This window comes from Albidovulum denitrificans, assembly GCF_002973535.1.
Lineage (GTDB): Bacteria > Pseudomonadota > Alphaproteobacteria > Rhodobacterales > Rhodobacteraceae > Albidovulum > Albidovulum denitrificans.
Window position 1 is genome coordinate 1042894 of sequence record NZ_PVEP01000001.1, and the last position, 26361, is coordinate 1069254.

Annotated in this window: 28 protein-coding genes; 13 read left to right on the forward strand and 15 right to left on the reverse strand. The window is 66.8% G+C overall.

Translation table 11 applies throughout. The annotated features are described in order from the left end of the window. Window positions 1-94: 94 nt before the first annotated feature. Together LX70_RS05075 and LX70_RS05080 are read left to right on the forward strand one after the other, a co-directional pair. Window positions 95-304: a DUF1127 domain-containing protein gene (locus tag LX70_RS05075; RefSeq protein ID WP_105513391.1), complete on the forward strand. Its 210-nt coding sequence runs from the start codon at window positions 95-97 to the stop codon at window positions 302-304. Between the two features lie 113 nt (window positions 305-417). Continuing rightward, complete coding sequence (locus LX70_RS05080; protein ID WP_105513392.1) at window positions 418-1191, forward strand: Bax inhibitor-1/YccA family protein; 774 nt, start codon at window positions 418-420, stop codon at window positions 1189-1191. Between the two features lie 56 nt (window positions 1192-1247). Here LX70_RS05080 and LX70_RS05085 read toward each other — a convergent pair whose 3' ends face one another. The 7 genes from LX70_RS05085 to LX70_RS05115 all read right to left on the reverse strand — a co-directional run bounded on the left by LX70_RS05085 (window position 1248) and on the right by LX70_RS05115 (window position 9755). Continuing rightward, the gene (locus LX70_RS05085) at window positions 1248-2897 is read right to left on the reverse strand and encodes a glycerol-3-phosphate dehydrogenase/oxidase (protein ID WP_105513393.1); all 1650 of its coding nucleotides are present in this window, start codon (window positions 2895-2897) and stop codon (window positions 1248-1250) included. 4 nt (window positions 2898-2901) lie between these two features. After that, window positions 2902-4428 (reverse strand): FGGY-family carbohydrate kinase, encoded by a 1527-nt coding sequence (locus LX70_RS05090; RefSeq protein ID WP_105513394.1) that lies wholly within the window; start codon window positions 4426-4428, stop codon window positions 2902-2904. Between the two features lie 12 nt (window positions 4429-4440). Then, window positions 4441-5295 (reverse strand): DeoR/GlpR family DNA-binding transcription regulator, encoded by an 855-nt coding sequence (locus LX70_RS05095; protein WP_211301660.1) that lies wholly within the window; start codon window positions 5293-5295, stop codon window positions 4441-4443. A gap of 127 nt (window positions 5296-5422) precedes the next feature. Next, window positions 5423-6370: a D-ribose ABC transporter substrate-binding protein gene (locus LX70_RS05100; RefSeq protein ID WP_105513396.1), complete on the reverse strand. Its 948-nt coding sequence runs from the start codon at window positions 6368-6370 to the stop codon at window positions 5423-5425. Window positions 6371-6474: 104 nt separating this feature from the next. Further along, window positions 6475-7518, reverse strand: a complete 1044-nt coding sequence (locus LX70_RS05105; protein ID WP_105513397.1) for an ABC transporter permease — start codon at window positions 7516-7518, stop codon at window positions 6475-6477. A gap of 21 nt (window positions 7519-7539) precedes the next feature. Then, window positions 7540-9090 carry a sugar ABC transporter ATP-binding protein gene (locus LX70_RS05110; RefSeq protein WP_105513398.1) on the reverse strand — a complete coding sequence of 517 codons (1551 nt, stop codon included), beginning with the start codon at window positions 9088-9090 and terminating at the stop codon, window positions 7540-7542. Beyond that, a complete protein-coding gene (locus tag LX70_RS05115; protein ID WP_105513399.1) occupies window positions 9087-9755 on the reverse strand; it encodes a DUF2291 family protein in 669 nt (222 codons plus the stop codon). Before LX70_RS05115 ends, LX70_RS05110 begins: the two co-directional genes overlap by 4 nt. Window positions 9756-10497: 742 nt before the next feature. Here LX70_RS05115 and LX70_RS05120 point away from each other — a divergent pair. The 9 genes from LX70_RS05120 (at window position 10498) to LX70_RS05160 (ending at window position 19773) form a co-directional block, all read left to right on the forward strand. Further along, window positions 10498-12066, forward strand: a complete 1569-nt coding sequence (locus LX70_RS05120) for an FGGY-family carbohydrate kinase (protein WP_105513614.1) — start codon at window positions 10498-10500, stop codon at window positions 12064-12066. A 1-nt stretch (window position 12067) separates the two neighbouring features. Further along, window positions 12068-13582 (forward strand): glycerol-3-phosphate dehydrogenase, encoded by a 1515-nt coding sequence (locus LX70_RS05125; RefSeq protein ID WP_105513400.1) that lies wholly within the window; start codon window positions 12068-12070, stop codon window positions 13580-13582. 8 nt (window positions 13583-13590) lie between these two features. Then, window positions 13591-14523, forward strand: a complete 933-nt coding sequence (locus LX70_RS05130; protein WP_105513401.1) for a sugar phosphate isomerase/epimerase family protein — start codon at window positions 13591-13593, stop codon at window positions 14521-14523. Between the two features lie 44 nt (window positions 14524-14567). Then, on the forward strand, window positions 14568-15722 hold the full coding sequence (locus LX70_RS05135) for an iron-containing alcohol dehydrogenase (protein WP_211301661.1): 1155 nt from the start codon (window positions 14568-14570) through the stop codon (window positions 15720-15722). Window positions 15723-15733: 11 nt separating this feature from the next. Beyond that, complete coding sequence (locus tag LX70_RS05140) at window positions 15734-16684, forward strand: sugar-binding transcriptional regulator (protein WP_105513402.1); 951 nt, start codon at window positions 15734-15736, stop codon at window positions 16682-16684. A 113-nt stretch (window positions 16685-16797) separates the two neighbouring features. Next, window positions 16798-17562 (forward strand): DeoR/GlpR family DNA-binding transcription regulator, encoded by a 765-nt coding sequence (locus LX70_RS05145; protein WP_105513403.1) that lies wholly within the window; start codon window positions 16798-16800, stop codon window positions 17560-17562. Window positions 17563-17565: 3 nt separating this feature from the next. Further along, window positions 17566-18324 (forward strand): triose-phosphate isomerase, encoded by a 759-nt coding sequence (locus LX70_RS05150; RefSeq protein WP_105513404.1) that lies wholly within the window; start codon window positions 17566-17568, stop codon window positions 18322-18324. A gap of 10 nt (window positions 18325-18334) precedes the next feature. Continuing rightward, entirely contained in the window at window positions 18335-18790 is a 456-nt protein-coding gene (derI, locus tag LX70_RS05155; protein WP_105513405.1) for a D-erythrulose-4-phosphate isomerase, read from the forward strand. Between the two features lie 11 nt (window positions 18791-18801). After that, complete coding sequence (locus LX70_RS05160; RefSeq protein WP_105513406.1) at window positions 18802-19773, forward strand: class 1 fructose-bisphosphatase; 972 nt, start codon at window positions 18802-18804, stop codon at window positions 19771-19773. Between the two features lie 100 nt (window positions 19774-19873). Here the strand turns inward: LX70_RS05160 and LX70_RS05165 are convergent, their stop codons facing one another. From LX70_RS05165 to LX70_RS05180, 4 genes are all read right to left on the reverse strand, one after another. Further along, the gene (locus LX70_RS05165; RefSeq protein ID WP_245884939.1) at window positions 19874-20347 is read right to left on the reverse strand and encodes a periplasmic heavy metal sensor; all 474 of its coding nucleotides are present in this window, start codon (window positions 20345-20347) and stop codon (window positions 19874-19876) included. 2 nt (window positions 20348-20349) lie between these two features. Further along, window positions 20350-20727, reverse strand: coding sequence for a hypothetical protein (locus tag LX70_RS05170; RefSeq protein WP_146111547.1), 378 nt, complete (start codon window positions 20725-20727; stop codon window positions 20350-20352). Next, a complete protein-coding gene (locus LX70_RS05175; RefSeq protein WP_105513409.1) occupies window positions 20720-21343 on the reverse strand; it encodes an RNA polymerase sigma factor in 624 nt (207 codons plus the stop codon). The genes LX70_RS05170 and LX70_RS05175 overlap by 8 nt, the downstream gene beginning before the upstream one ends. Before the next feature lie 85 nt (window positions 21344-21428). Then, window positions 21429-22103, reverse strand: a complete 675-nt coding sequence (locus LX70_RS05180) for an EF-hand domain-containing protein (protein WP_105513410.1) — start codon at window positions 22101-22103, stop codon at window positions 21429-21431. 147 nt (window positions 22104-22250) lie between these two features. On the opposite strand from LX70_RS05180, the gene LX70_RS05185 reads away from it, so the two are divergent. After that, a complete protein-coding gene (locus LX70_RS05185; RefSeq protein ID WP_170076120.1) occupies window positions 22251-22652 on the forward strand; it encodes a DUF983 domain-containing protein in 402 nt (133 codons plus the stop codon). Between the two features lie 6 nt (window positions 22653-22658). Further along, the gene (locus tag LX70_RS05190) at window positions 22659-23363 is read left to right on the forward strand and encodes an NUDIX hydrolase (protein WP_105513411.1); all 705 of its coding nucleotides are present in this window, start codon (window positions 22659-22661) and stop codon (window positions 23361-23363) included. 4 nt (window positions 23364-23367) lie between these two features. Here LX70_RS05190 and LX70_RS05195 read toward each other — a convergent pair whose 3' ends face one another. From LX70_RS05195 to LX70_RS05210, 4 genes are read right to left on the reverse strand one after another with little or no spacing between them, the layout of a single operon-like run. Beyond that, a complete protein-coding gene (locus LX70_RS05195; RefSeq protein WP_105513412.1) occupies window positions 23368-24294 on the reverse strand; it encodes an AEC family transporter in 927 nt (308 codons plus the stop codon). 2 nt (window positions 24295-24296) lie between these two features. After that, on the reverse strand, window positions 24297-25190 hold the full coding sequence (locus LX70_RS05200; RefSeq protein ID WP_105513413.1) for a DMT family transporter: 894 nt from the start codon (window positions 25188-25190) through the stop codon (window positions 24297-24299). 40 nt (window positions 25191-25230) lie between these two features. After that, complete coding sequence (locus tag LX70_RS05205; RefSeq protein ID WP_105513414.1) at window positions 25231-26127, reverse strand: fatty acid desaturase; 897 nt, start codon at window positions 26125-26127, stop codon at window positions 25231-25233. Beyond that, on the reverse strand, window positions 26120-26323 hold the full coding sequence (locus LX70_RS05210; protein ID WP_105513617.1) for a DUF2061 domain-containing protein: 204 nt from the start codon (window positions 26321-26323) through the stop codon (window positions 26120-26122). The genes LX70_RS05205 and LX70_RS05210 overlap by 8 nt, the downstream gene beginning before the upstream one ends. Between the last annotated feature and the right edge of the window lie 38 nt (window positions 26324-26361).

The following is a 26361-nucleotide window of genomic DNA, read 5'->3' on the forward strand; positions in this document are numbered from 1 at the left end:
CGGATATATCTTCATTTCCGATGATGAACCGCCTCGGCGTATAAATCAAGCATGTTGATAAGGACGCGAAACATCATCACGGAAAGGAAAGATCATGGACCTCGCCTCATCCCGTCATCGGCCCCATCCGCGCCGCCGGTCGCTGTTCCAGCGCCTGCGCGACATGGTGGCCATCCGCCGCCACCGCAGGCGCCTTGGCGACCTCGACCCCTATCTTCTGCGCGACATCGGCCTGACCGAATCCGAAGCGCGGGAGGAGGTAGAGCGCCCGTTCTGGGACGTCCCCGGCCACTGGCGGCGCTAAAACGTGGAAAATCGGCCGGAAAAGCTTGAAATCCCGCCCACGCTTCCCGATATTTTCCGTCAGGAAGCGGGCGGACCTTAACCGATCCGCATGCGACGCAGCTGGAGGCTTTGATGGCTGACTATGAAACGATCCACGCCGGCCGGGTAGGCACCCGCGGGCTTGCGATCGACGAAGGGCTTCGCGCCCATATGAACAAGGTCTACGGGCTGATGTCCGTGGCGATGCTGATCACGGCCGGGGCCGCCTGGGCGATTTCGGGCCTTGCGATCAGCCATGAACCGACCGCCTATCAGATCGGTGCCGATACCTATCTGACCAACCTGGGCTATTCGCTTTACGCCTCGCCCCTGAAATGGGTCATCATGTTCCTGCCGCTGGTGATGGTCTTCGCCTTCGGCGCCATGATCAACCGCCTGTCGGCGGCGGGCGCGCAGTTGTTCTTCTATGTCTTCGCCGCCGCGATGGGCCTGTCGATCAGCTGGATCTTCATGGTCTTCACCGGCATGTCGATCATCCAGACCTTCCTCGTGACCGCGATCGCCTTCGCGGGCCTCTCGCTTTGGGGCTACACCACGAAGCGCGACATCTCGGGCTGGGGGTCGTTCCTTATCATGGGTGTGATCGGCCTGATCGTCGCCTCGATCATCAACATCTTCCTCGCCTCTGCGGCGGTGATGTTCGCGATCTCGGCCATCGGTGTGCTGATTTTCGCGGGCCTGACGGCCTATGACACGCAAAACATCAAGAACACCTATATCGCCCATGCCCAGCACGGCGATACGGAGTGGCTTGGCAAGGCTGCGATCATGGGGGCGCTGAACCTCTACCTCGACTTCATCAACATGTTCATGTTCCTGCTGCAACTCTTCGGCAACCGGGAGTGACCGGACGGAAATGACGGGAAAGGGCCGGTCTCGCACCGGCCCTTTTTCTTTGCACCTCAGCGCAAGACCATCCCGTGCCGGTTTTCCAGAACCGCGCGGGTGCTGCGCAGCTCGGCCCTGCGCCGCCTGGCGTCCCAGTTCAGCGTGAACGCCGCAAGGTCTGCCATCCGCTCCAGATCGGCAATCGTCAGCCGCCCGGTGACGGCAAGGTCCGTCCGCCGCAGGATCAGGTCGGCAAGGTGGACGACCCGTTCGTTCTGCAAGAGCCAGTCAACCTCCTGCTCTGAATAGTCCCCCGCGACGGGAAGCGGCACCGGCGCGGCCCCCTCATGGCGCAGCACGGCCCCGGCCCGCGTCCCATAACGCGCCAGAAGCGTTTGCGCCCTGCCCTGCGCCGCGCCCGTTTCCTGTGCCATCCGCGCGGCCCAGGCCCCGGCATCGGCCGGAAAGTCGCGCCCGCCGCCGATCGGCAGGTCCCGCGTGCTGACCCGGCGGTCATGGCCCAGCCGCGCCAGCAGGGTATCGGCCACCTCTTCGGCGAAACCCCGGAAGGTCGTCCACTTGCCGCCGACGAGAGAGATCACCGGCCAGGGCCGCGTATCCGACGCCTCGATCACCGGCGCCGAATGGTCGCGGCTGATAAGGCCGGGGGTCGAGGCGTCGGAGGCCGGCAAGGGGCGGATGCCGGAATAGGTATAGACGATCTGGTCGCGGCTGACCGCGATCCCCGGCAGAAGGCTGCGCAGGCTGTCGAGGAAATAGGCGATCTCCTCCTCCTCACAGCGCACGGTATCGGGATCGTCATCGCGGATGTCGGTGGACCCGACCAGCGCCCGGCCGAGATAGTCGTAGACAAGGCAGATGCGCCCGTCATCGGCCTCGAAATAGATCATCCGGCCTTTCAGCGCGCGGATCAGGCCGGGGTGGTCCAGAAGGATGTGCGATCCCTTGGTGCCGCCGATCAGCTTTGTCGTCAGGCCAAGCGTGGCATTCACCCGGTCGATCCACGGCCCCGCCGCATTGACGACGATCCGGGGGCGCAGGGCGTGTTCCTCACCCTCGCAGGTGCGGAACCGCACCCGGGACCCGGCACCCAGAAGCTCAACATGGTTGAAGGCGCGGCTTTCCCCGCTCGCGGCCAGCCCGTCCAGCACAAGCTCAAGCACCAGCCTCTCAGGGCAGGCGACCTTGGCGTCGTAATAGGTCCCGGCGGCGACGATGCGCGGCGTCAGGGGCGGGATTTCCCGCAAGGCTTTGGCCCGCGACCAAAGCGCGTGGCGCGGCATCACCCGGTGGCGGGCGCCGTAAAGGTCGTAAAGCCAAAGCCCGATCTTGATCAGCACCGCCCCCCGGCTGCGCGGCGCGGTCGTGGCGCCGAACAGCGTGCGGATCGCGGCGGGAATGCCCTTCAGCCAGGAAAAGATCGGGATCAGCGTCGGCAAAGGCGTGACCAGATGGGGTGCGTTGCGCAACAGCAGGTTCCGTTCCAGCGTCGATTGCGCGACAAGGCGGAATTCGCCGGTCTCCAGATACTTGATCCCGCCATGGATCAGCCGCGAAGGCGCGGCAGAGGTCCCCGATCCGAAATCGTCCTTGTCCAGAAGGACGCAGCGCAGCCCCTGTTCGCAAAGGTCACGAAACAGCCCCGCTCCGTTGATCCCGGCGCCAAGGATCAGCACGTCGATGTCGTCGGTCCCGTCAGCCATGGCGCTACCGCCCTGCCCCCTCTGCCAGCGCCTCGATCCGGGGCCAGAAGGGCGCAAGCGCCGCCGCCAGATCGCAATGCAGCGCATAGGCCCGCGCCAGATCGGCGCTGCGCCCCGGATCGGGCCGGTAGAGGATCGAAATCTCCGCCATGTCACGCGGATCGTGACGTGGAGAGGTAAAGATCCCCACACCCGATCCCGCACAAAGCGCCGCCCCCCATGCGGCGGCCTCCTCGGTCGCCGTCACGGTGACGGGCAGGCCCAGCGCATCGGCAAAGACCTGCGCCACGGTCGGGTTGCGCGATATGCCCCCGGTCAGCCGCGCCTCTGTCGGCGCGAAGCCACCCCGCAGCGCATCGACATGGACACGGTGATTGAAGGCGATCCCCTCGACCACCGCGCGCAGCATGTCGCCCCGCCCGTGCCAGCCATGCAGGCCGAAAAACCCCGCGCTGGCCGTCGCGCCATGGGGGGAGCCGTAGAGATAGGGCTGGAACAACACCGAAGAGGGTCGCGCCAGCGCCTCTCTCAACTCCGGCTCCAGCATGTCGTGGATCGACCCGCCCTCTGCCTCGGCGCGCGCGCGGTCGGCCGCGCAAAGCTGATCGAGGAACCAGTCGTAATTGGCGGTCGAGGCGGGGGAGATCGACATATTGTTCCACTCCCCCCGCGCCAGCCCGTTGCGGCAGAACCAGCGCCGGTCGACCGAAGGCGCGTCAGACACGGTTTCGTTGATCGAATAGGTCCCCGCAACGATGGCGACCACGCCGCGCCCATAGCCCCCGATCCCGAGGGCCGAGGCGGTCACGTCATGCAGCCCCGCCACCACCGGCGTGCCGGGCAAAAGCCCGGTCAGCCGCGCGGCGTCAGGCGTGACATGGCCCACGACCTCATCGGGCAGCGCCACCTGCGGCAGCGCATCGGCCAGCGCGCCAAGGCCGAAAATCGGCAAGATGTCATCTGCGTAGACCTGCGTCCGCACATCGGTAAAGGCGGTGCTGGCCTCGGTCAGGTCGGTGCCGATGCCGCCGGTCAGGCAAAGGCGAAGCCAGTCCTTGCAGGCAATGACATGGCCGATCCGGGCGAAACGGTCGGGGTCGTTGTCGCGTATCCAGGCAAGGATCACTGAGGGGGCAGAGGCATGGGGCATCTGCCCGGTCCGCTCCAGCGCGCGACGGGCGGTCCCGTCCGCCTCCCACGCCGCCGCGACATCGCCCGCACGACTGTCAAGCGACAGGATACCGGGGCCAAGCGGCCGCGCCCGCCGGTCGAGCAGGTACAAACCGTCCCCATGGGCGGTCGTGGCAACGGCGGCAATCTCCCCCGCCGGGCGCCCCGACTGCGCGATGACCTCTGCCACCGCCTCCGCCGTCGCGGACCAAAGCGCGCCCATATCGCGTTCCACATGGCGCGGGCGCGGCATCAACGTCGGCACCCGCCGCCGGGCCAGCGCGACCACGCGCCCGGCCTCGTCGAACAGCACCGCCTTGGTGACGGTCGATCCGTTGTCGATCCCCAGAAGCAGCGCCATCTTTCCCCCGGTTCAGTCGATACCAACCGGCGCGGCCACGACCACCTCAACCCCCAGCGCGCGCATGTCGTCGATGCTGCGCGCGGGCGTCGCGGCATCCACGATCACGGTGTCGAAGGCGTCGAGCGGCCCCATCACATGCAGCGCGCGGCGTTCGAATTTCGTATGATCCGCCAGAAGGATACGCCGCGCCGCGCAATCGGCCATCGCGCGCTTGGCCTCGGCGGTATCGGGCGACTGATGAAAGATCATCCCGTCCACGATGGCCGAGGGCGACAGGAACGCGATGTCGGTGCGCAGCCGCCGGATTTCGGCCGCCGTGACGGGGCCGAGGAAGGCGTTGCACCAGGCGTGATACTGCCCCCCGATCCCCAGAAGCGTCAGGTCGCGGATGTCCTTCAGCGCCGCCATCAGCGTCAGCGAATAGGTGGCCGCCGTCAGCGGCACCTTGGCCGCCAGATACGGCACCATGCGGGCAACGGTGGTGGAATCGTCGAAAAACACCGCCTGCCCCGGATCGAGATAGCGCATGGCGGCGGCGGCGATGGCGGATTTCTCACGCGCCTGACGGACGTCGCGATAGGCCTCGCTCGATTCGATCAGACTGGTCGGCGCGGCGGAAACGACACCGCGCGTCTTGCGCAAAAGCCCCCGGCTGGAAAGGTCGTCCAGATCGCGATGCGCGGTCATCAGGCTGATGCCGAAGCGGTCGACCAGATCCTCGATCCGCATCGTCCCCTCGGCCATCACCGCCTCGGCGATCAGGTGGCGGCGGGCGATCTGGCGGGCCTGACGGCTGTCGCTGGGCAGGTCGGTCCCCGACAGGGCGTCGGGCATGGGATCGGTCTTTGGCGGGCTCTGGGTCATGTCGCGTCTCCTTGTCCCAGATAGCGATCATGCGGGCCATTGCGAAAGGAAATCTTCGCGAAACGGCCGGGGTTGCCCCGGCGCGAAAGGCCGGGCGCGCACCGTGGCGCGCGCCCGTTTGTCTGGATCATTCGGACAGGGTGAAGGCAGCGGTGTAGTTATCGACATTGTCCTTCGTGATGAGAAGGCAGTCGAAAAGCTGCTTTTCCGTGGCCGCGCCGGTTTCACCCGTCTTGATGAAATTGTCGGCCTGCTTGACCGCCTCGGCGGAGAAGACCGCGACCGGCTGAAGCACGGTATACTGCATCTCACCGGCCTTCACGGCCTCGACCGCGTCGGGCGAGCCGTCAAAGCCGCCGACCTTCACCTGGTCAAGCTTGCCGGCCTCTTTCAGCGCCGCGATCGCGCCCAGCGCCATCTCGTCATTGCCCGAGATCACGCCGATGATGTCCGGGTTGGCCTGAAGCAGCGACTGCATCTTCTGGTAGCCCTGGGTGCGGTCCCAGTTCGCCACTTCCTTGCCGACCTTCACCAGATCCGGGTACTGGGTGATGACCGTTTCATAGCCGTTCGAACGGGTCGCGGCGTTGTTGTCGGCCGGGTTGCCGAACAGCTCGACATAGTTCCCGGCTTCGCCGACATCGGCCACCCACTGCTCGGCACCAAGCGCGGCACCTTGGGCGTTGTTGGACACAAGCTGCGCCTTGGCCAGACCTTCCTGGTTGATCTCGGCATTGACGAGGAACACCGGGATACCGGCATCCACGGCCTTCTTGACCGCACCGACAGAACCGTCGGCATTGGCCGGGTCAAGGATGATCGCCACCGACTTGTTGGTGATCGCGGTGTCGATCAACTGGCTTTCGACATTGGTGTCGCCCTTGTGGGCCGCGACATTGGCGGTATAGCCCATGTCCTCGGCGGTCTTCTTGGCGACCTCGCCCTCGGTGAACCAGTAGGGGTTCGCCGGATCGGTCACGATGATCGACATAAGGCCCTCGGCATTGGCCGCGTAGGCCATCAGGGGCATGGTGGCCACAGCGGCCATCAGCGCCCGGCGTGTCATCTTCATCATTGGTATCTCTCCCTTGGGTTGGTGGTTGTCTTGCCTTTCGGGGCAATCTTTCCGCCCGGCGCGATAAAGCCTTTGCAGCACCGGGCGGAGAAGCTCTGTCGGGGTCAGCCCTTGCGCGCGCGGCCCCCGTACTGGATGGAGTTCATCAGGACGGCCAGCACGATCACCGCGCCGGTAAAGACGGTCTGCCAGTAGGACGACACCCCGATGATGACGAGGCCATCCGACAGAAAGCCGATCACGAAGGCGCCCAGCATCGTGCCGCGCACCGTGCCGCGCCCGCCGGTCAATGCCGCGCCGCCGATCACGACGGCGGCAATCGCCGTCAGTTCATAGGTCGTCCCCGCCGTCGGCCCGGCGGAGGTGAGCTGCGAGCTAAGCACAAGCCCCGCGACGGCCGACAGGATGCCCGACAGCGTGTAAACCGTGATCTTCACCCGCTTGACCGGCACGCCCGACAGTTCCGCCGCGCGTTCGTTCCCGCCCGAGGCATAAAGCCAGCGCCCGAAGGACGACCGGCTGAGCATGATGCCCGCCAGGATCGCGATGGCCGCCAGGACCAGGACCGAAATCGGAATACCAAAAAGCCGGTTGAAGCCCAGCCAGTCAAAGCCGGTATTGCCAAGCTCTGCCCGCCCCGAGAGGTTGTTGTAGGTCAGCCCGTTGGTCATCAAAAGCGCGACGCCCCGCGCCACATACATGACGCCCAGCGTGGCAACGAAGGCCGGCACCTTGAACCAGGCCACAAGCACCCCGTTCACCGCGCCGACCAGCGCCCCCATGACGCAGGTCAGGATCACGACGGCCCAGACCGGCGGATAAAGGATCACGCCCGCCGCCTGAATTTCCACCCCCTGCATCATCGCCCCCGCGACCACCCCCGCCAGCGCGAGGATGGACCCGACGGACAGGTCGATCCCGCCATTCAGGATCACCAGAAGCATCCCGATGGCCAGAATGCCGTAAATCGCCACATGGCTGGCCATGATGAGGAAGTTCGACACCGTCAGGTAGTTCGGCGACAGGAAGGAAAAGACCGCGATGATCACGATCAGGGCAAAGAAGGCGCGGCCTTCAAGCAGAAGGCGCACGATGCCCATGCCCCCCTCTTTGGATGAGGAAGCGCGCGTGACGCCGGTATCGCTCATGTCTCTGTCTCCCTCAGTCTCTCAGGCGGCCACGGATTCGCCCGACGCGGCCATGATCTGTTCCTTGGTCGCGCTGGCATCGAACTCGGCCGAGATGCGGCCCTTGTGCATGACGATGATGCGGTGGGCGATCGACAGACACTCACCGACCTCGGATGTGGAATAGACGACGGCAAGGCCCTGACGGGCGCCCTCGGCCAGAAGGCGGAAGACCTCGGCCTTGGCGCCGATGTCGATGCCCCGCGAGGGCTCATCCAGCATGATGACCTTGGGGTGCGTGGCCATGATCTTGCCGATCACCACCTTCTGCTGGTTGCCCCCCGACAGGGACCCGATGGCGGCCCCGCCGCCCGAGGTCTTGACGGTCACGTCGCGGATCGTGTCCTCGATCAGCTTCTTCTCGACCGCGGGCCGGATCAGGAAACCGCGCACGAAATGGCGGATGGAGGCAAGCGACAGGTTCTGGCCCACCGACATGGTCTGAACCAACCCGTCGCGCTGGCGATCCTCCGGCACAAGGGCAAGGCCGCGTTCGATGCGGTCGGCAATGGTCAGGTGCGACACCTCGCGCCCTTCCAGAACGATCTCTCCGCCCGAGGCGCCGAAGCGCCCGGCGACCGTCTCAAGCAACTCGGTCCGCCCCGCGCCCATCAGGCCATAGATGCAGACCACCTCCCCCGCGCGCAGGTCAAGCGACAGGCGGTCGACCACGTTATAGCGCCCCCCCGCCGGGTCCGGCACGGTCAGATCGCGGATCGACAGCGCCACCTCGCCGAAATCATACCCGTCAGGCGGTGAGCCGAGGTCATAATTCTCGCCCACCATGTTGCGGACGATCCATTCAAGGTCGATCTCGGCGCGCGGCGCATAGGCCGTCATCGTGCCGTCGCGCAGCACCACCGCATGATCGGTGATCTGAAGCGCCTCTTCGAGGTGGTGGGAGATATAGACGATCGACACGCCCTTGGCGGTCAGGTCGCGGATGACCTTGAAAAGCACCTCAACCTCTGCCGCAGACAGGGCGCTGGTCGGTTCGTCCATGATCAGGATACGGCTGTCCACCGACAGGGCGCGGGCAATCTCCACGATCTGCTGCTGGCCAAGACGCAGTTCTTCAACCGGGGTCAGCGGGTCGATCTCTTCCTCCAGCCCCTCCATCAGGACCTTGGTCTGGCGCTCTTCCTCGGCGAAATCGACGCCGGTGGCGCCCATGATCTCCCGCCCCATGAAGATGTTGTCGCGCACCGACAGATTGGGGGCGAGGCTCAGTTCCTGGTGGATGATCGAAATGCCCCGATCGCGCGCCTCGGTCGAATTGGCGAAGGCGACAGGCTGGCCGTCCAGAACGATCTCGCCCGAGGTCGGCTGAATCACGCCCGACAGGATCTTCATCAGCGTCGATTTGCCCGCGCCGTTTTCGCCGAAAAGCGTCGTCACCTGCCCGCGATGAATGTCGAAGTTCACGCCCTTCAGCGCCTGAACCGCGCCATAGGACTTCGCCACATTGCGCGCGGCCAGAACGACCTCGCCCGCATCGGGCCGGGCGGCGGGGGTGTCGGACAGGGCGGTCATTTCACGTCGATCCGAACCGGGGTGATCATCCAGTTCTTCGGATTGATAAGGCGAAAAGCGCCCACGACATCGACCGTCTTGCCACTCAGCGCGGCGGTATCGAGACCATCGAGGATCGCCTTCTTCATCGCCCGGTTGATGCCGGAACCTGCGTCCTGATATTCGATCTGGTTCTTGAAATGGCCGAATTCGATGTCGCCCGGCGCGTCGCGCAGGTCGGTGCCGTTGATCGCCGGGCCGGTCTGGACCCGCACCCGGATCTCGGGCGGCACGCCATCGACGGCCAGGGTATAGATGCCGGATTTCCCCTCGCCCACGACGCCGGTCAGCTTCACCGACATGATCGCCCCGGTCGAGGCGGCGGTGCCGTATTGCTTCGCGGCCGCCGCCTTGTCGGCCATGACGGCGGGGGCAAGCGTCAGCGCATCGACCGCCTTCGCCTCGACCGCGGCCTGGATGCGCGGGAATTCCTGCTCACCGAAAGCATCGGGGTTGAAGGCCTGCTGACGCACGTCCGCCTCGGAGCCGATATGAACGACGGTGGTATCGAAGGCCATCGCGGCAAGGACGACGACGGCCAGCCCGGCCGAGATCATAAGCCCGCGGCGCGAGGCGGCGGGAGCTTTCGGCGCGGGGGTCCGGGCGGGTGACTGGGTCTGCGACATGATCGGCCTTTCGCAATACTGCAAGGGGTCAGAGCGCGGCGGCGGAGTGCAACAGGGGGCGCCTCGCCCCGCTTGCGACAGGCTGCGACAGATGGATCAGTCTCATGACACCCTCCCCTTCCCGGCGCGCCCCACCCCTCCTCGGGCCAGACCGCCGGCTGCTTGCGGCATTCTTATGTGGTATCGCAATGTTATATTCATCGTCAAGTGAGATAGATTTATGGAAGTTCAAGCGGTTATTCGGACGGATAACGAAACGCCGATTCGAATCCCGAACAACCACCGCTTTCCGTGGCGCCACCGTGGAATCGGACCGCGCGACCATCGGGACCGCAACGACGCCAGACCCAGGCAAGACCCCATGCGGGCGCCCGACACGGACCCTATATTTTCCTGATTTCACAGACATATCGCCGGACTCCCCCACCCGCGATCTTCGCTGTCCCGCAGCATCCCACCCCGCCGCCACAACCCTTTCCCAAGGCACCGCGCCCAAACCGGGGCGCACCGGGGATAAGACCGGCAGCATCAGAGCCTTGCCCAAGTGTAGCTGAAATAATTTACTGTGTCAGAAAAAAAATACATGCATAGCGTGATAACTATGTTATGAATATATCGCGACCCCGGAGGGGGAGTCTGCTAAGCGCGACACAGGGGCCGCGCGGAATGCGGCGCCGGAATTCGCGACGGAGGTCTTCAATGAACGGCAGGTCGGGCGCGCAGCCACGATGGACGGGACATGATGGCGGGAACTGATATCCTCATCGGGATCGACGCGGGGACCTCGGTCATCAAGGCCGTGGCCTTCGATCTTTCCGGTCGACAGATCGCCGTCTCGGCCGTCACCAACCGTTATCGCGCCGCCGGGGATGGCGCGGTCACGCAATCGCTGGCCGACACATGGGCGGACTGCGCCGCCGCCCTGCGCGGCCTTGGCGACAGGATCGACGGTCTGGCAACCCGCACGGCGGCCATCGCCGTCACGGCGCAGGGCGACGGCACCTGGCTGGTCGGGCGGGATAACGCGCCGGTCGCCGATGCCTGGCTCTGGCTTGACGCGCGCGCCGCCCCCACAGTCGCCCGCCTTGCCGCAAAGGGCGCCAACCGCGCCCGGTTCGAGGCGACCGGCACCGGGCTGAACACCTGCCAGCAAGGCAGCCAGATGGCGCATATGGACACCCATGACAGCGGCCTTCTGGACCGCGCCGAAGTGGCACTGCACTGCAAGGACTGGCTTTACCTCAACCTCACCGGCCTTCGCGCGACCGATCCGTCCGAGGCGAGCTTTACCTTCGGCAATTTCCGCACCCGCGCCTATGACGACGCGGTGATCGACGCGCTCGGCCTGACCCATCGCCGCGCCCTGCTGCCGGACATCCTCGACGGGACCGAGACGACCTGCCCCCTGACCGCCGATGCCGCCGCCGTCACCGGCCTGCGCCCCGGCACGCCGGTCAGCCTTGGCTATGTCGATATGGTGATGACCGCGCTCGGCGCCGGGGTTTACGGCGGCACCGGCGATGTCGCCTGCTCCACCGTCGGCTCCACCGGCGTCCATATGCGCGCCGTGCGCTGGCAGGACGTGCATCTAAACGACGAAGGCACCGGCTATGTCATCGCCCTGCCGATCCCCGGCATCGTCACGCAGGTGCAGACCAACATGGCCGCCACGCTGAACATCGACTGGGTGCTGGGCCTTGCCGCCGACGCGCTGCGCGATTTCGGCCATGAGGTGACGCAGAAGGACCTTGTCGCCCGGATCGAAAGCTGGCTGATCCAGAGCCGTCCGGGCCAGATCGCCTATCACCCCTATATCTCCGAGGCGGGCGAACGCGGCCCCTTCGTCAACGCCGAAGCCCGCGCGGGCTTTACCGGCCTGTCGCTGGCGCATCGCTACCCGGACATGGTCCGCGCGGTGGCGGAAGGCCTTGGTATGGCGATGCGCGATTGCTACGCCGCGATGGGACACCTGCCGGGCGAATTGCGCCTGACCGGTGGCGCGGCGCGGTCAAAAGGCCTGCGCGCCATCCTGTCGGCCGCGATCCACGCGCCCGTGCGTGTCTCGGCGCGGGAAGAGGCAGGGGCGGCGGGCGCCGCGATGATGGCCGCCGTCGCCATCGGCGCCTATCCCGACATGACATCCTGCATCGCCGAATGGGTGACCCCGCTGCTGGGCAAGGCCGAGGCGCCCGACCCCGCGCTGGTCGCCGCCTATGACCGGCTTTTCCCCGCCTTCAGCGCCGCGCGGCGCGGCCTTGTCCCGGCATGGGACGCGCTGGCCGCCGCGCGGCAGCCCGTGAAAGGAGAGTAAGATGACGACCACCCCCGAACTGATCGACCTTTTCGTGATCGGCGGCGGCATCAACGGCGCCGGCATGGCCCGCGACGCGGCCGGGCGCGGCCTGTCGGTGGTGCTTTGCGAAAAGGACGATCTGGCCGAGGGGACGTCCTCCCGCTCTGGCAAGCTGGTCCATGGCGGGCTGCGCTATCTGGAATATTACGAGTTCCGCCTGGTGCGCGAGGCGCTGATCGAACGTGAGGTCCTGATGGCCTCGGCCCCGCATATCATCTGGCCGATGCGCTTCGTGCTGCCGCATTCGCCGCAGGACCGCCCGGCCTGGCTGGTACGGCTGGGTCTTTTTCTGTACGACCACCTCGGCGGGCGCAAGAAGCTGCCCGGCACCCGCACGCTCGACCTGCGTCGGGACCCGGAAGGGACGCCGCTGCTGGATCAATACACGCGCGGCTTCGAATATTCCGACTGCTGGGTCGATGATGCCCGCCTTGTCGTCCTGAACGCGCTCGACGCCGCCGAAAGGGGGGCAAAGGTTCTGACCCGCACCGCCGCAACCTCGGCCCGGCGCGAGGACGGCGCCTGGACGGTTGAGACGAAAAACGCCCTGACGGGCGAGACCCGGACCTTCCGCGCCCGCTGCCTTGTCAACTGCGCCGGGCCCTGGGTCATGGACGTGATCGGCCGGGTCGCCGGGTCGAACTCCCCCCGCAACGTGCGGCTGGTCAAGGGCAGCCATATCATCGTCCCGAAATTCTGGAACGGCGACAACGCCTACCTGGTGCAGAACCACGACAAGCGGGTGATCTTCATCAACCCCTATGAGGGGGACAAGGCGCTGATCGGCACCACCGACATCGCCTATGAGGGCCGGGCCGAGGACGTGGCGGCGGATGAGGCGGAAATCGACTACCTGATCGCCGCCGTGAACCGTTACTTCAAGGAAAAGCTGCGCCGTCGGGACGTGATTCACAGCTTCTCGGGCGTAAGGCCGCTGTTCGACGACGGTCAGGGCAACCCTTCGGCCGTGACGCGCGACTATGTCTTCGATCTTGACGAAACCGGCGGCGCGCCGCTTCTGAACGTCTTTGGCGGCAAGATCACCACCTTCCGGGAACTCGCCGAACGCGGGATGCACAAGCTGGACGCCATATTCCCCAGGATGGGCGGCGACTGGACCGAGACGGCGAAACTGCCGGGGGGGGAAATGCCGGACGCCGATTACGAAAGCTTCTTCGAAACCCTGCGCGAGACGTATCCTTGGATGCCCCGCCCCCTCGCCCGTCACTATGGCCACCTTTACGGCGCACGGACCAGGGACCTGGTCGGGGCGGCACAATCGCTGAACGACCTCGGCCGGCATTTCGGCGGCCTCTTGCATGAGGCCGAGGCGCGCTATCTGATCGCGAAGGAATGGGCGCTGACGGCCGAGGACATCCTTTACCGCCGCACCAAGCACTACCTGCACCTGACCGGGGCGGAGCGCGCCGCCTTCACCGACTGGTTCAACGCCGAAATCAAGCTTGCCGCCTGAGGTCATCCATGCCCCTGACGCTCTCCCTCAACACCAACCCGCTCGTCAACCGCTTTGCCGAGCCGGACGACCTGATCGGGACGGTGGCGCGCGACCTGAAGATCCGCGACCTGCAACTGACGCATGAATTCATCAACCCGTCCTGGCCCGCCCCGGTGATCCGCCGACTGACCCGTCAAATGGGCGCGGCGCTCGCGCGGACCGGGGTGCGCGTGACCAGCGGCATGACCGGGCCTTACGGGCGGCTGAACCATTTCGGCCATCCCGACCGCGACGTGCGGCGCTATTACGTCAACTGGTTCAAGACCTTCGCCGACATCATCGGCGATCTGGGCGGCAGTTCCGTCGGCACCCAGTTCGCGATCTTCACCTACAGGGACTATGACGACCCCGCGCGGCGCGAGGATCTGATCCGCATCGCCATCGACTGCTGGGCCGAGGTGGCGGAGCATGCGAAATCGGCGGGCCTGTCATACGTCTTCTGGGAACCGATGAGCGTGGGGCGCGAATTCGGTGAGACGATCGCCGAATGCCTTGCCCTTCAGGACCGTCTGACGGCGGCCGACATGGCCGTGCCGATGTGGATGATGGCCGATATCGACCATGGCGATGTCACCTCTGCCAACCCCGACGATACCGATCCCTATGCCTGGGCGCGCGCCGTCCCCAAGGTCTCTCCCATCATCCATATCAAGCAGTCGATGATGGACAAATCCGGCCACCGCCCCTTCACCGCCGCCTATAACGCCAAGGGCGCGATTCAGCCCGCCCCCCTGCTGGCGGCCTTTGCGGCGGGCGGCGCGGTCGACAATGAAATCTGCCTTGAGCTGAGCTTCAAGGAGAGGGAGCCGAATGACCGCGAGGTCATCCCCCAGATCGCCGAAAGCATCGCCTTCTGGGCGCCCCATATCGACACAGGGGCTTCGGACTTGAAATACTGACGGCCGGGCGGCTACCCAAGGTCGCGACCACCGAAAGGACCACGATGATGCCCGCCGCCTTCTCTTTCATGACCGCGACCGAGATCCTGTTCGGGCGCGGTCAGGCCGGGCAGGCGGTGGCGAAGATCGCCGCCCTTGGCCCGCGCGTCCTCATGGTCCATGGCCGCAACCCCGACCGCGCCGACTGGCTATGTGACGCGCTGGCCGCGTCCGGGACCGCTGTCGCCCGCTTTGCCGTGCCGGGGGAGCCGGACATGGACCTGATCGCGGCCGGTCTGCGCGCCGCGCGCGACCATGGCGCGGCTTCCGTCGTGGCGCTTGGCGGTGGCGCGGTGATCGACGCGGGCAAGGCCATCGCGGCGCTGGTCCCCACCACCCGGCCGATCCTTGACCATCTTGAGGTTGTCGGGCGCGGCCTGCCGCTCGACACCGCCCCCCTGCCCTTCGCGGCCCTGCCCACCACCGCCGGGACCGGGGCCGAGGTCACGCGCAACGCCGTCATCGGCGTCCCCGAACATCACCGCAAGGTCAGCCTGCGCGACGCCCGGATGTTGCCGCGCCTCGCCGTGGTCGATCCGGCGCTGACCGATGGCTGCCCGCGTGCGGTCACGCTCGCCTCCGGCCTCGACGCGCTGACACAGGTGATCGAGCCCTTCACCTCCACCCGCGCCAATGCCATGACCGACGCGCTTTGCCGCGACGCGATCCCGCAGGCGCTCCCCGCGCTGATGCGGCTGATGAAGGGCGAGGACAGCGCCGCCCGCGATACGATGGCCTGGGTCAGCCTTTGTGGCGGCCTTGCGCTGGCCAATGCGGGCCTTGGCGCGGTGCATGGCCTTGCCGGGCCGCTGGGCGGGCTGACCGGGGCCGCGCATGGTGCGATCTGCGGCGCGCTGCTGCCCCCGGTGCTGCGCGCCAACCGCCGGGCCGTCACCGACCCCGCCCTTGGCCAGCGCCTCGATCAGGTGGGCCACTGGATCGGCGCCGCCTTCGGCCGGCCCGACGCAACGCTCGATACCGCTTGCGGGCTGCTGGCCGACTGGTCGCGGCAGGCGGGGCTGAAGCGCCTTGCCGATCTGGGCATCGCGGCAGACGCGCAATCGGACGCCGCCGAAGCCGCCGCCACCTCGTCCTCGATGAAAGCAAACCCGGCCTTGCTGCCGACCGAGACCCTCCGCGCCATCATGGCCGAAGCCTGAGAAAGGACATCATGGCCCGCAAGACCGACCCCGAAGACAGCCTCGCCATCCGCGCGGCATGGCTCCATTACGCGGGCGGGCTGACCCAGGCGGCCGTCGCCAAGCGGCTTGGCCTGCCCTCCGTCAAGGCGCACCGGCTGATCGCCCGCGCCGTGGCCGACGGGGTCGTCAAGGTCACCATCGACGGCGAGATCGTGGAATGCGCCGCGCTGGAAGACCAGCTTTGCACCCGCTACGGGCTGGATTTCTGCGAGGTCGCCCCCGACCTTGGCGAAGAAGACCTGCCGCTTCGCGCCCTGGGCCTTGCCGGGGCGGCATTTCTGCGGCGGGAGATCGAGCGCGGCGATACCCCCGTCATCGGCCTTGGCCATGGCCGCACCCTTGCCGCCGCGATCCAGGAAATGCCCCGCATCGACGCGAACGGCATCCGCTTCGTCTCGCTCCTCGGCGGGTTGACGCGGCATTACGCGGCCAACCCGCATGACGTCATGCACCGCCTCGCCGCCAAGACCGGCGCGCAGGCCTATGTGCTGCCCGTCCCCTTCTTCGCCAATTCGGCCGAGGACCGCGCGGTCCTGCTGGCCCAGCCGGGGGTGCGGGAAATCTTCGACATGTCGGGCGGCGCGGGGCTTAAGCTTGTCGGCATCGGCACGGCGGATTCCGGCGCGCAGCTTGTCGCCTCGGGCATGATCGAACCGCGCGAGATCGCGGAGATCAACGCAGCCGGTGGCGCGGGGGAAATGCTGGGCCATTTCTTCGACGCGCAGGGCGGGGTTCTGGAAACCACGCTGACCGCGCGGACGCTGTCGGTTGAGCTGAACACCCGCGATGACAGCCGCATCGTCGCCATCGCGGGCGGCGCGGAAAAGGTCGGCGCGGTGCGCGCGGTGCTGCGCAGCGGCTGGCTGAAGGGCCTCATCACCGATGAGGCGACCGCGCGGGCCATCGTCGGGACACCCTGATCGGGGCCGCAAATTGTAACATCATAGAATCACAAAATAACAAAATGTGAGTTGATATGTAACATCGCAGGAGTTACACACCGACCAAACCCGCCCCCGCCCGAAGGAACCCCATGAAGCGCGAGGACCGCAGGCAGGCCATCATGGACGCGCTTATCGCCGAGCGCGCGGTTGAGCTTGATGCGCTGGCCGACCGCTTCGCCGTCTCCAAAATGACCATCCACCGCGATCTGGATGAGCTTGAGCAAGCAGGCCTTCTCCGCAAGGTGCGCGGCGGTGCGACAATCGAGGCCGGGACGCAGTTCGAAAGCGACTTCCGCATCCGCGCGCTTCAGGATGGCGAGGCGAAGGCGCGCATGGCGCGCGCCGCGCTCGACCTGATCGAGCCCGGCATGACGGTGATGATCAATGACGGCTCCATGGCCGCCCTTCTGGGCGCGCGGCTATCGGACCGCCGCCCCGTCACCGTCATCACCAACAACGCCGCGATCCTCGACAGCGCCCGGACCGAGGCGGGGGTCACCCTGATCGCCCTTGGCGGCACCTTCAGCGCCCGGTTCAACGCCTATCTCGGCGTCGTCACGGAACAGGCGCTGTCCCACCTGCGCGCCGACATCGCCTTTATCTCGGCCCCCGCCGTCCACGGCACCCGCGCCTTTCACATGGACGACGCCGTGGTGCGGGCCAAACGCGCGATGATGGCGGCGGCGGACCGGCGCTGCCTTCTGGTCAACCACCGCCGCTTCGGCCAGTCGGCGCTGCACGCGCTGGCCGATCTTGCCGAATTCGACACGATCATCACCGATGCCCCGCCCGCCGCCCCGGCGCAGGACGCGCTGAGCGCGGCGGGCCTGACCCTGACCCTTGCAAAGGACTGACCGATGGAACCGCGCGCCTGGATCGGCACAAGCTGGAAGATGAACAAGACGCTGGCCGAGGCGCGCGCCTTTGCCGAAGGGCTGCAAAAGGCCGACGCCGACCCGCGCATCCAGCGTTTCGTGATCCCGCCCTTCACCGCCGTGCGTGAGGTCAAGGCGATGCTGGCCGACACCACGGTCAAGGTCGGGGCGCAGAACATGCACTGGGCCGACGAAGGCGCCTGGACCGGCGAGGTCAGCCCGGTGATGCTGACCGATTGCAGGCTCGACATCGTCGAACTGGGCCATTCCGAACGGCGCGCGCATTTCGGCGAGACGGATGAAACCGTCGGGCTAAAGACCGAAGCCGCCGTCCGCCATGGCCTGATCCCGCTGATCTGCATCGGCGAAACGCTGGCCGAACGCGAAGCCGGGCGCGCGGGGCAGGTCCTGGAGGCGCAGGTGCGCGGCGCCCTTGGCCGCCTGTCGGACAGCCAGAAAGCCGCGCCGATCCTGCTGGCCTATGAACCCGTCTGGGCCATCGGCGCGGGCGGCATCCCGGCGACGTCGGATTATGCCGATGCGCGCCAGAAAGACATCATCGCGACTGCCAATGACGTGCTTGGCCGCCGCATTCCCTGCCTCTACGGCGGCTCGGTCAATCCGGGCAACTGCGAGGACCTGATCTCCTGCCCGCATATCGACGGGCTTTTCATCGGGCGCTCGGCCTGGAACGTCGGGGGCTATCTCGACATCCTGTCCAAATGCGCCGCCAAACTGTGAGGATGACATCATGAAACTGGCAATTGCAGGCGACAGCGCGGGCGAAGGTCTGGCCAAGGTTCTGGCCGATCACCTGAAGGACCGCCATGAGGTTTCGGAAATCTCGCGCACCGAGGCGGGGGCGGACGCCTTCTACGCCAACCTTTCCGACCGTGTGGCAAGCGCGGTTCTCGACGGCACCTATGACCGCGCCATCCTTGTCTGTGGCACCGGCATCGGCGTCTGCATCGCCGCCAACAAGGTACCGGGCATCCGCGCCGCCCTGACCCATGACACCTATTCCGCCGAACGCGCGGCGCTGTCGAACAACGCCCAGATCATCACCATGGGCGCGCGCGTGATCGGGGCCGAGGTCGCGAAATCCATCGCCGATGCCTTCCTGAAGGAAAGCTTCGACGCCAACGGCCGCTCGGCCGGGAACGTCAGGGCGATCGACGACGTGGATGCCAAGTACAACGCGCGCTGAAGGCACGGGCCATGCTGACACTGCCCAATGACGGCCCCGCCACGGGCCGCCCGCTGGACACGGCGCTGACCGGCGACGGTGCCGCCGCCATCGTGCTGGCCATCGCGCGGGCGACGCCTGCACTGGCCGACCGCCTTGCCGCCGGGCGCCTTTACGGCGACCCGGCCGCCATCGTCGGCACCAACGAAAGCGGCGACAGGCAGAAGGCGCTGGATCAGGGCGCGCATGACCACATGATCGCGGCCCTGACGCAGGCGGGCGTGCGGCAGGTCCTGTCGGAAGAAGAAACCGGGGTCGCCACCCTGAACCCCGGTGGCGCCTTCGACGTCGCCATCGACCCGATCGACGGCTCCGGCTCCATCGGGATTGGCGCGCCCTTGGGGTTGCTTTTCTCCATCCTCCCCGCCGCGCCGGAGGGGTTCCTGCGCCCCGGCCGGGCAGCGGTCGCGGCGGGCTATGCCTCCTTCGGGCATTCGACCGATTTCGGCTGGTCGCTGGGCGACGGTGTCCATATCGCGACCTTCGACCGCGCCCTTGGCGGCTTTCGCATCGTGCATGAACAGGTCCGCCTGCCGTCGGCCGCGAAGACCATCGCCTACAACGCCTCGAACGAACGGCACTGGCCCGAGGGGCTGAAACGCTATGCGCTCGACCTCAGGGCGGGAAAGGACGGCCCGCGCGGGCGCGATTTCAACATGCGCTGGCTGGCCGCGGCGGTGGGAGAGCTGCACCGCATCCTGCTGCTGGGTGGCCTGTTCATGTATCCCGCCGACCGCCGGAAAGGGTATGAGAAGGGTCGCCTGCGCCTGATCTACGAAGCGGTCCCCATCGCCTTCCTGATCGAACAGGCCGGCGGGCGGGCGACCGACGGGCTGGTCCCGATCCTTGACCAGATGCCGGTGGAATTGCATGGCCACACGGCCCTTGTCTTCGGCTGCGCGGAAGAGGTCGGGGTGGTCGCCGATTACCTTGGGCGGGCGTAGCCCCCTGCCCCATGGCATTTCGGGTTTGCACTGACTCAGAAATCGACCTTATTTCGTTCGAATTCTGATACTTACGCCCCCAACGAAAACCCGAAACGCTTTAATCGTGATGCTTGCGCCGCACCGTCTCAAGCCGGTCGGCCATCGCCGCGCGGGCCTCAGGGCGCATCGCGTCGAGCCGGTCGAGGAGGAGAGAACGACCGAGGGTCAGCCGTTCTTCGATCCGCCCGGATTGCGTTTCCATCACCGTCTCGACCGCCGCGCGGTCATAGGGCGTGGCGCGGATCGCATTGGCCAGCGCGGCCATGTCGGCGCGAATTTCCTCCCGCCGCTGGCGGAAATCGGGGGCGGATTTCAGGAATGCCTTGCGCAGTTCCGCGCGGTCCTCGGGCGACAGCGCCTCGGTATAGGGGCCAAAGCCCACGTCGCGCACCCGGCGCGGGTCGTCGCGCCAGCCATGGGCGATGATCGACCCGCCGATGACGCCGACCACCGCAAGGTTCAGCGCCAGCGACAGGATCAGCGCGATCTTCACACCGCGCCCGGTGCTTCCGGTTGTTTTCGTCTCATCCATCTTTACCATCCCGTTCCCCCGGCCACCGTAAAGCTGTCCGCCCCCGGCATCAGTTCCACTGTCAACGGCGCTGGCCCGAACAGATCGCCCGTGACCGTCACCGGATCGGCCAGCCCCGCGACGCCGATCCAGACCCCGGCGCCGACCGCCGTGGCAAGCCCGCCAACCCCGATCCAGCCGCCGATGGCCGACATCAGCGATGCGATCATGCCGCGCCGCACCGGGGCAGGCGTCGGCAGATCGCGCGTCGCCGGTCGCGCTTCGGCCTCAGCCGCGTCCAGCACGCGGGCCATCAGCGCCCCGGACGGTTCCGGCGCGCGGTCCCGTGCCGCCGCGAAGAAAAGATCAAGATCGTGTTCGCCCAGATCCTTGTCAGCCATGTTCATACCCCAGTTCGGCCCGGCGCCCCGACAGCGCCGCAACCAGTCCGCGTTTCCCCCGTGCGACAAGGCTTTCGACCGCCTCGACGCCCACTTCCATCACCTCGGCGATCTCGGGGTTCGACAACCCTTCGAGATGCCTGAGGATCACCGCCTGCCGCTGCCTGTCCGGCAGCGCCGACAGCGCCTGTTCCAATGCCGCCGCCCGGTCGGCCTCGATCATCCGCTCGGCCACGCCGGGTGCGCCGTCCTCAGGTTCGGGCGCCGCGTCAAGCGGCACCCAGCGCCGCTTGCGCAGCCGGTCGGTGCAAAGGTTGGCGACTACACGGTAAAGCCAGGTCGATACCCGCGCCGCCCCCGGCTGCCAGCCCGGCGCCATGCGCCAGAGCCTTAGCATCGCCTCCTGCGCCACATCCTCGGCCTCGGCCGCGTCGCCCAGCATCCGCTGCGCAACCCTGAGGGCGATGGGCGTGAACCTTTGCGCCAACACATGCGCCGCGCCCCGGTCCCCCTTGGCGTAGAGGGCCAGCAAGGCTTCGTCGGGCCTGTCGTCCTTGGCGTCGAAGGGCATCTGCATCCTGTCCCAAGCCCTAGACCGAAGGCGGCGCGCCTCCAAGGTCCAAGTTTGCCGGGGCGGCCTGTGGGCGCCGCCCCGGCAGTCCGGTCACGGGCGGGCGCAACCGGCCCGCCCGCCGCCGGGATCAGTTACCGCCATTCCAATCGAACCAGCCCTTGCCGTGGCTGTGGCGTCCCTGACCCTGCCCCTGACGATCGCCATGGCCATGCCCGTCACGCATCCCGCGCTGGCCGTCGCGACCACCGCCCATGCGCTGCTGCATCTTCGCCTTGGCCTGCGCGATCTCCTGCTGGCTGACCGCGCCGTCGCCATCGGTGTCAAGCCGGTCGAACATCCGGGTCGGCATCGGCGGGGCAAGCAGTTCCTCGGCCGACAGCATGCCATCGCCATTGAGGTCCTGCGAGGCGACCCGCGCCTTGGCGCGTTCGTCGATCTTCGCATCCATCCGCGCCTTCATATGCGCGGCCAGTTCCTCGGTCGCGATCATGCCGTCGCCATTGGCATCCACGCCCGACATCATCGTCTGGCGATAGGCCGACAACTCTTCCTTGGTGACCTTGCCGTCGCTGTTGGCATCGGCGCTGTCGAAGTCGAACATCGGGCCATCGCCGCGCATGCCCTGCATGCCCATGCCCTGCCCCATACCCTGACCTTGCCCCATGCCCTGACCCTGACCCTGACCTTGCATCATCTGCTGGCCATTGCCGCCGCCATTGGCGTTCTGCGCGAGAACCGGCACGGCGACCGCGCCAGCCCCAAGGATCAACGCCAGAGCGGTGAGATAGGTTTTCGTTGCCATTGCTCGTCTTCCTTTCGATCTGCCATGACGGTCGGTGCCGCCTGATACCCGTCAAACGCGCCGGGTGCGGATTTCCGTCGCAGGTCTTTTTCGGTGATTTGCCGTGGCCGCCGAAAATGCTACACACCCCGCAACAGGAGACACGCGATGACCGATATGACCGCCCAACTGGACGACGACCGCCCCTTGCGCCCCGCCATGCTGCGCGGCTGGCGCCGCCGCTGCCCCGCCTGCGGCGAAGGCCGCATGTTCGAGGGCTATCTGAAGGTGCGCCCCACCTGCCCGTCCTGCGGTGAGGACCTGTCGCATCACCGCGCCGATGACGGGCCGGCCTATCTGACGATCCTGATCGTCGGACACCTGATGGCGCCGCTCATCATGGTCGCCTTCGTGGAATTCCGGCCCAGCCCGCTTGTCCTCGCCTCGACCTTCTCGGCGGGCTGTGTGGCGCTGTCGCTTTACCTTCTGCCACGGCTGAAGGGGGTGATCGTCGGCATCCAATGGGCCAAGCGGATGCACGGCTTCGGCTCTGCCCCCAAGGACGACTGAGGACGCATGAGCGATACCGCCGCCCCGGTCGATCCCAAATCGCTTGTCGTTCGCGACGCGGCCACCGTGATCGTGATCCGGCAGGATACCGGCGCGCCCGCCGTCCTGATGGGGATGCGCGGCGCGCGGGCGGCCTTCATGCCGAACAAATATGTCTTTCCCGGCGGCGCGGTCGATGCGGGCGACGCCGCGATCCCGCTGGCGGGGGACCTCGCGCCCGCCTGCACCGCGCGCCTTGACCTGCCACCCGGCACCGCCGGGCGCGGCCATGCCCTTGCCGCCGCCGCAATCCGCGAATTGTGGGAAGAGACGGGGCTGCGCCTTGGCCGCCCCGGCACATGGCCCGGCACCCCACCCGAGGACTGGACCAGCTTCGCCGAAACCGGCCTTGTCCCCGATGCCAGCGCGCTGCGCTTCGTCCTGCGCGCCATCACGCCGCCGGGCCGCCCGCGCCGCTTCGATGCGCGCTTTTTCCTGACCGATGCCGCCCGGATCACCGGCGACCCCGACGATTTCTCCCGCGCCTCGGACGAACTGTCCCATCTTCACTGGGTGCCACTGGCCGAGGTGCGCGCGCTGAACCTGCCCTTCATCACCGAGGTGGTTCTGGGCGAGGTCGCGGCACATCTGCGCGAGGACCGGCTGGACCAGACCGGCGTCGCCTTCTTCGACAACTCCACCGACCGCCCGGCCTTTCGCCGCCTCGGCTAACCGCTCAGAACAGCCGCTCGGCAATGACCAGCGTCACCGGGATGGTAACGAAGGACAAAAGCGTCTGCACCGTGATGATCCCGGCCATCAGGGGCGCATCGCCCCCCATCTCGCGCGCCAGCGTATAGGCGGAAACGGCGACCGGCAGCGCCGCGTAGATCATCGCGATCTGCAAGGGCATCGCCCCCGGCGCGATCACGGCAGCCACCAGCAGCACCGCCGCCGGAAAGACGACAAGCTTGCCAAAAGCCGACAGGATCATCGGCACGAAATGCGCATCCATCCCCCGGATCTTCAGGTTCGCGCCGACCGCCAGCAGCATCACCGGCAGCGCCGCCTGCCCCAGAACCAGCGCCGTATCATGCAGCACCGGGACATGATGCAGCCCGATCATGTTGAACAAAAGCCCCGCCACGATGGACAGGATCAAGGGATTGCGCGCCAGATCGCGCAACGTCCCCAGAACGATATTCCCCCGCCGCCGGGGCAGCATCAGCGCCAGCGCCGTCACGATCACGACATTGACGACCGGCACAAGGATGGCGGAACCGACAACGGCGGCCTGCAAGCCCTGCGCGCCGTAAAGCGCCTCGGCAATGGCAAGACCGACGAAGGTGTTGAAGCGCGACGCGCCCTGCACCACATCCGTCCCCTGCGGTGGCGCCAGCCGCGCCAGCCGCTGCGCCAGAAGGCCAAAGGCGACGGCCGCGAAGAAGCCCGTGTAAAGCAGCCAGGCGAAGGCGCCCAAGGGCTGCGCCCCCAGATCGGCGGCCGAGATCTTGGCAAAGAACAGCGCCGGCATCAGAACCCAGTAGACCAGCCGGTCATTGAGGTTCCAGAACTCCACCGACGGGATGCCGCCACGCCGGAGGGCATAGCCCATCAGGATCAAGAGGAAGGTCGGCGCGATGGCCAGAAAGATCGCCCCCATGCTCAGCGCGCCCCCAGGATCAGGACCAGAACCGACAGGACGACCAGCGCGATCCCCGCCCCCTCACGCCCGCTCAGCCTTTCGCGGAAAAAGAGGGCGGAGGCCATGAGGGTAAAGACGATCTCCACCTGCCCCAGCGCCCGCACGAAGGCCGCGTTCTGCAAGGAAAAGGCCGCGAACCAGCCCATTGAGCCAAGAACGCCCGTCACCCCCACCGGCAAGGTCCGCCGCCAGCCGCGCGCGACGCGGCCCAACTCCCCCGGTTCGCGCCAGCGCAGCCAAAGCCCCATCAGGACCGTCTGAGTGATCGTCGCGGCGGCCAGCGCCACAACCGCGCGGGTCAGGAACGGCAACGGCTCAAGCGCCAGCGTGGCACCCCGGTAGCCGATCGCCGACAGGCCGAACAGCCCGCCCGCCAGAAGGCCGTAAAACGCCGCCCGGCCAAAGAACCGCGCACCGGGTTCCGGTGTGCGCGACAGCAGAAGAACCCCCGCCAGCCCGATCCCGATGGCAAGCCAGCCCACCGGCCCCACCCGTTCGCCCAGCAGGAGGACGGAGAAGGCCGCGACCTGCACCGTCTCGGTCTTGGTAAACGAGATACCCACGGCGAAATTGCGCAGCGAGAAGAGAGAGACGGTCAGGAAGGTCGCGACGATCTGGCCAAGGGCCCCCATCAGTACGAAGCCCGCGAAGCCAAGGCCCAGCGGCGGCAGCGCCCAGCCCGCCTGCCAAAGTGCCACCGCCGCCGCCGTCGCGGCAATCGGCGCGGCATAAAGAAAGCGCGAAAAGGTCGCGCCGCCCGTCGACAGCCCCGCCCCCTTCAACTGCTTTTGCAGCATGAAGCGGACCGTCTGCATCGCCGCGGCGGCAAGGGTGAACAGAATCCAGGCGCTCATGCCCCCTTCTGGCACGCCCCGCGCGGGGGCGGAAGGGGCGCTAGAGACCCGGCCTTAGCGGATGGGGAACCGGGTCCTTGGTGCGCAGGAAATAGCGGCGGAAGACCTCGGCGTAAGAACGGTAGACATAGCCATCGTTGCGGCGGTGGTAGTCCTCTTTCCGTTCCTCGTAAAGCGCCGGAAGCCGATACCAGGCAAGGTTGGGCTTTGCGTGATGAACGACGTGGAAGTTGTTGTAAAGAAAGAGGAAGGGCAACAGCCCCCGCCCCTCGACGATCACCGTCCGCCCGCGCGCCAGCTCATGCGCGCGATGTTCCAGGAAGGTGCGGATCTTCAGGATCGACAGCGCCCCGTAACAGGACAGCACGAAAAGCCAGAACGGGATCGCAGCAACGGTGGACAGCCAGACCAGCACCGGCACCATCCCCGCCAGATGCAGCAGCCAGTCGCGCCGGATCGCCCGGTCCCCCGCCCGGATCGCCGCCAGATCGCCGCGCAACAGCGCGAAAACCGACACCGCCGGCCCGATCAGCATCCGCCCCAGAAGCGTGTTGTTCGCCCGCAGGATCACCCGAAGCGCGGGTGACAGCCGCACCCAGACCTTCGGGTCCATGTAATTCGATTCCGGGTCGTCATAGGGATCGGTCAGGTTTTCGTCCCGGTGATGCGCCAGATGCAGGTCACGGAAGCGGCCATAGGGATAGATCACCCCCAGGGGCAGGAACATCAGCGCTTCATTCGCCGGACGGCTGGCGAAGGGGTGGCCGTGCAACACCTCATGCTGAAGCGAGGAATGAAGCGTGATGGCCAGCATCGTGACGACAAAGCCCAGCGGCAGCCACAGCGCCGACAGGACCGTCGTCGCCAGCGCCCAAAGCGCGTAGCAGCCAAGGATCAGCGCAAGGGTCGGCCATTCGATGCGGGGCGCGTCACGCATGGCGGCCCCACGAAATCCGCGACCACACCCGCTCGTACCCGATATAGGTGACGAAGCCGATCCCGGTGTTCAACACCGCCAGCGCGCCCCCGACCGAGGCAGAGCCTGTCAGCACGAACCCGGTCAGCGTCATCGACGCAAGACCAAGCACATTCCATAAAACTGCTTTGAGAACAGAGCGTTTTGCCGTTTCCATGACCATCCTTTCCCCTGCCGACAGATGACCGGGAAAAG

Coding starts and splice junctions, on each gene's coding strand:
- LX70_RS05180 (WP_105513410.1), bottom strand. CDS start 22,103: ATGGCAACGAAAACCTATCTCACCGCTCTGGCGTTGATCCTTGGGGCT.
- derI (WP_105513405.1), top strand. CDS start 18,335: ATGAAACTGGCAATTGCAGGCGACAGCGCGGGCGAAGGTCTGGCCAAG.
- LX70_RS05120 (WP_105513614.1), top strand. CDS start 10,498: ATGGCGGGAACTGATATCCTCATCGGGATCGACGCGGGGACCTCGGTC.
- LX70_RS05135 (WP_211301661.1), top strand. CDS start 14,568: ATGATGCCCGCCGCCTTCTCTTTCATGACCGCGACCGAGATCCTGTTC.
- LX70_RS05190 (WP_105513411.1), top strand. CDS start 22,659: ATGAGCGATACCGCCGCCCCGGTCGATCCCAAATCGCTTGTCGTTCGC.
- LX70_RS05080 (WP_105513392.1), top strand. CDS start 418: ATGGCTGACTATGAAACGATCCACGCCGGCCGGGTAGGCACCCGCGGG.
- LX70_RS05125 (WP_105513400.1), top strand. CDS start 12,068: ATGACGACCACCCCCGAACTGATCGACCTTTTCGTGATCGGCGGCGGC.
- LX70_RS05145 (WP_105513403.1), top strand. CDS start 16,798: ATGAAGCGCGAGGACCGCAGGCAGGCCATCATGGACGCGCTTATCGCC.
- LX70_RS05210 (WP_105513617.1), bottom strand. CDS start 26,323: ATGGAAACGGCAAAACGCTCTGTTCTCAAAGCAGTTTTATGGAATGTG.
- LX70_RS05075 (WP_105513391.1), top strand. CDS start 95: ATGGACCTCGCCTCATCCCGTCATCGGCCCCATCCGCGCCGCCGGTCG.
- LX70_RS05130 (WP_105513401.1), top strand. CDS start 13,591: ATGCCCCTGACGCTCTCCCTCAACACCAACCCGCTCGTCAACCGCTTT.
- LX70_RS05105 (WP_105513397.1), bottom strand. CDS start 7,518: ATGAGCGATACCGGCGTCACGCGCGCTTCCTCATCCAAAGAGGGGGGC.
- LX70_RS05085 (WP_105513393.1), bottom strand. CDS start 2,897: ATGGCTGACGGGACCGACGACATCGACGTGCTGATCCTTGGCGCCGGG.
- LX70_RS05200 (WP_105513413.1), bottom strand. CDS start 25,190: ATGAGCGCCTGGATTCTGTTCACCCTTGCCGCCGCGGCGATGCAGACG.
- LX70_RS05150 (WP_105513404.1), top strand. CDS start 17,566: ATGGAACCGCGCGCCTGGATCGGCACAAGCTGGAAGATGAACAAGACG.
- LX70_RS05185 (WP_170076120.1), top strand. CDS start 22,251: ATGACCGATATGACCGCCCAACTGGACGACGACCGCCCCTTGCGCCCC.
- LX70_RS05195 (WP_105513412.1), bottom strand. CDS start 24,294: ATGGGGGCGATCTTTCTGGCCATCGCGCCGACCTTCCTCTTGATCCTG.
- LX70_RS05095 (WP_211301660.1), bottom strand. CDS start 5,295: ATGACCCAGAGCCCGCCAAAGACCGATCCCATGCCCGACGCCCTGTCG.
- LX70_RS05115 (WP_105513399.1), bottom strand. CDS start 9,755: ATGTCGCAGACCCAGTCACCCGCCCGGACCCCCGCGCCGAAAGCTCCC.
- LX70_RS05090 (WP_105513394.1), bottom strand. CDS start 4,428: ATGGCGCTGCTTCTGGGGATCGACAACGGATCGACCGTCACCAAGGCG.
- LX70_RS05110 (WP_105513398.1), bottom strand. CDS start 9,090: ATGACCGCCCTGTCCGACACCCCCGCCGCCCGGCCCGATGCGGGCGAG.
- LX70_RS05160 (WP_105513406.1), top strand. CDS start 18,802: ATGCTGACACTGCCCAATGACGGCCCCGCCACGGGCCGCCCGCTGGAC.
- LX70_RS05140 (WP_105513402.1), top strand. CDS start 15,734: ATGGCCCGCAAGACCGACCCCGAAGACAGCCTCGCCATCCGCGCGGCA.
- LX70_RS05205 (WP_105513414.1), bottom strand. CDS start 26,127: ATGCGTGACGCGCCCCGCATCGAATGGCCGACCCTTGCGCTGATCCTT.
- LX70_RS05100 (WP_105513396.1), bottom strand. CDS start 6,370: ATGATGAAGATGACACGCCGGGCGCTGATGGCCGCTGTGGCCACCATG.
- LX70_RS05170 (WP_146111547.1), bottom strand. CDS start 20,727: ATGGCTGACAAGGATCTGGGCGAACACGATCTTGATCTTTTCTTCGCG.
- LX70_RS05165 (WP_245884939.1), bottom strand. CDS start 20,347: ATGGATGAGACGAAAACAACCGGAAGCACCGGGCGCGGTGTGAAGATC.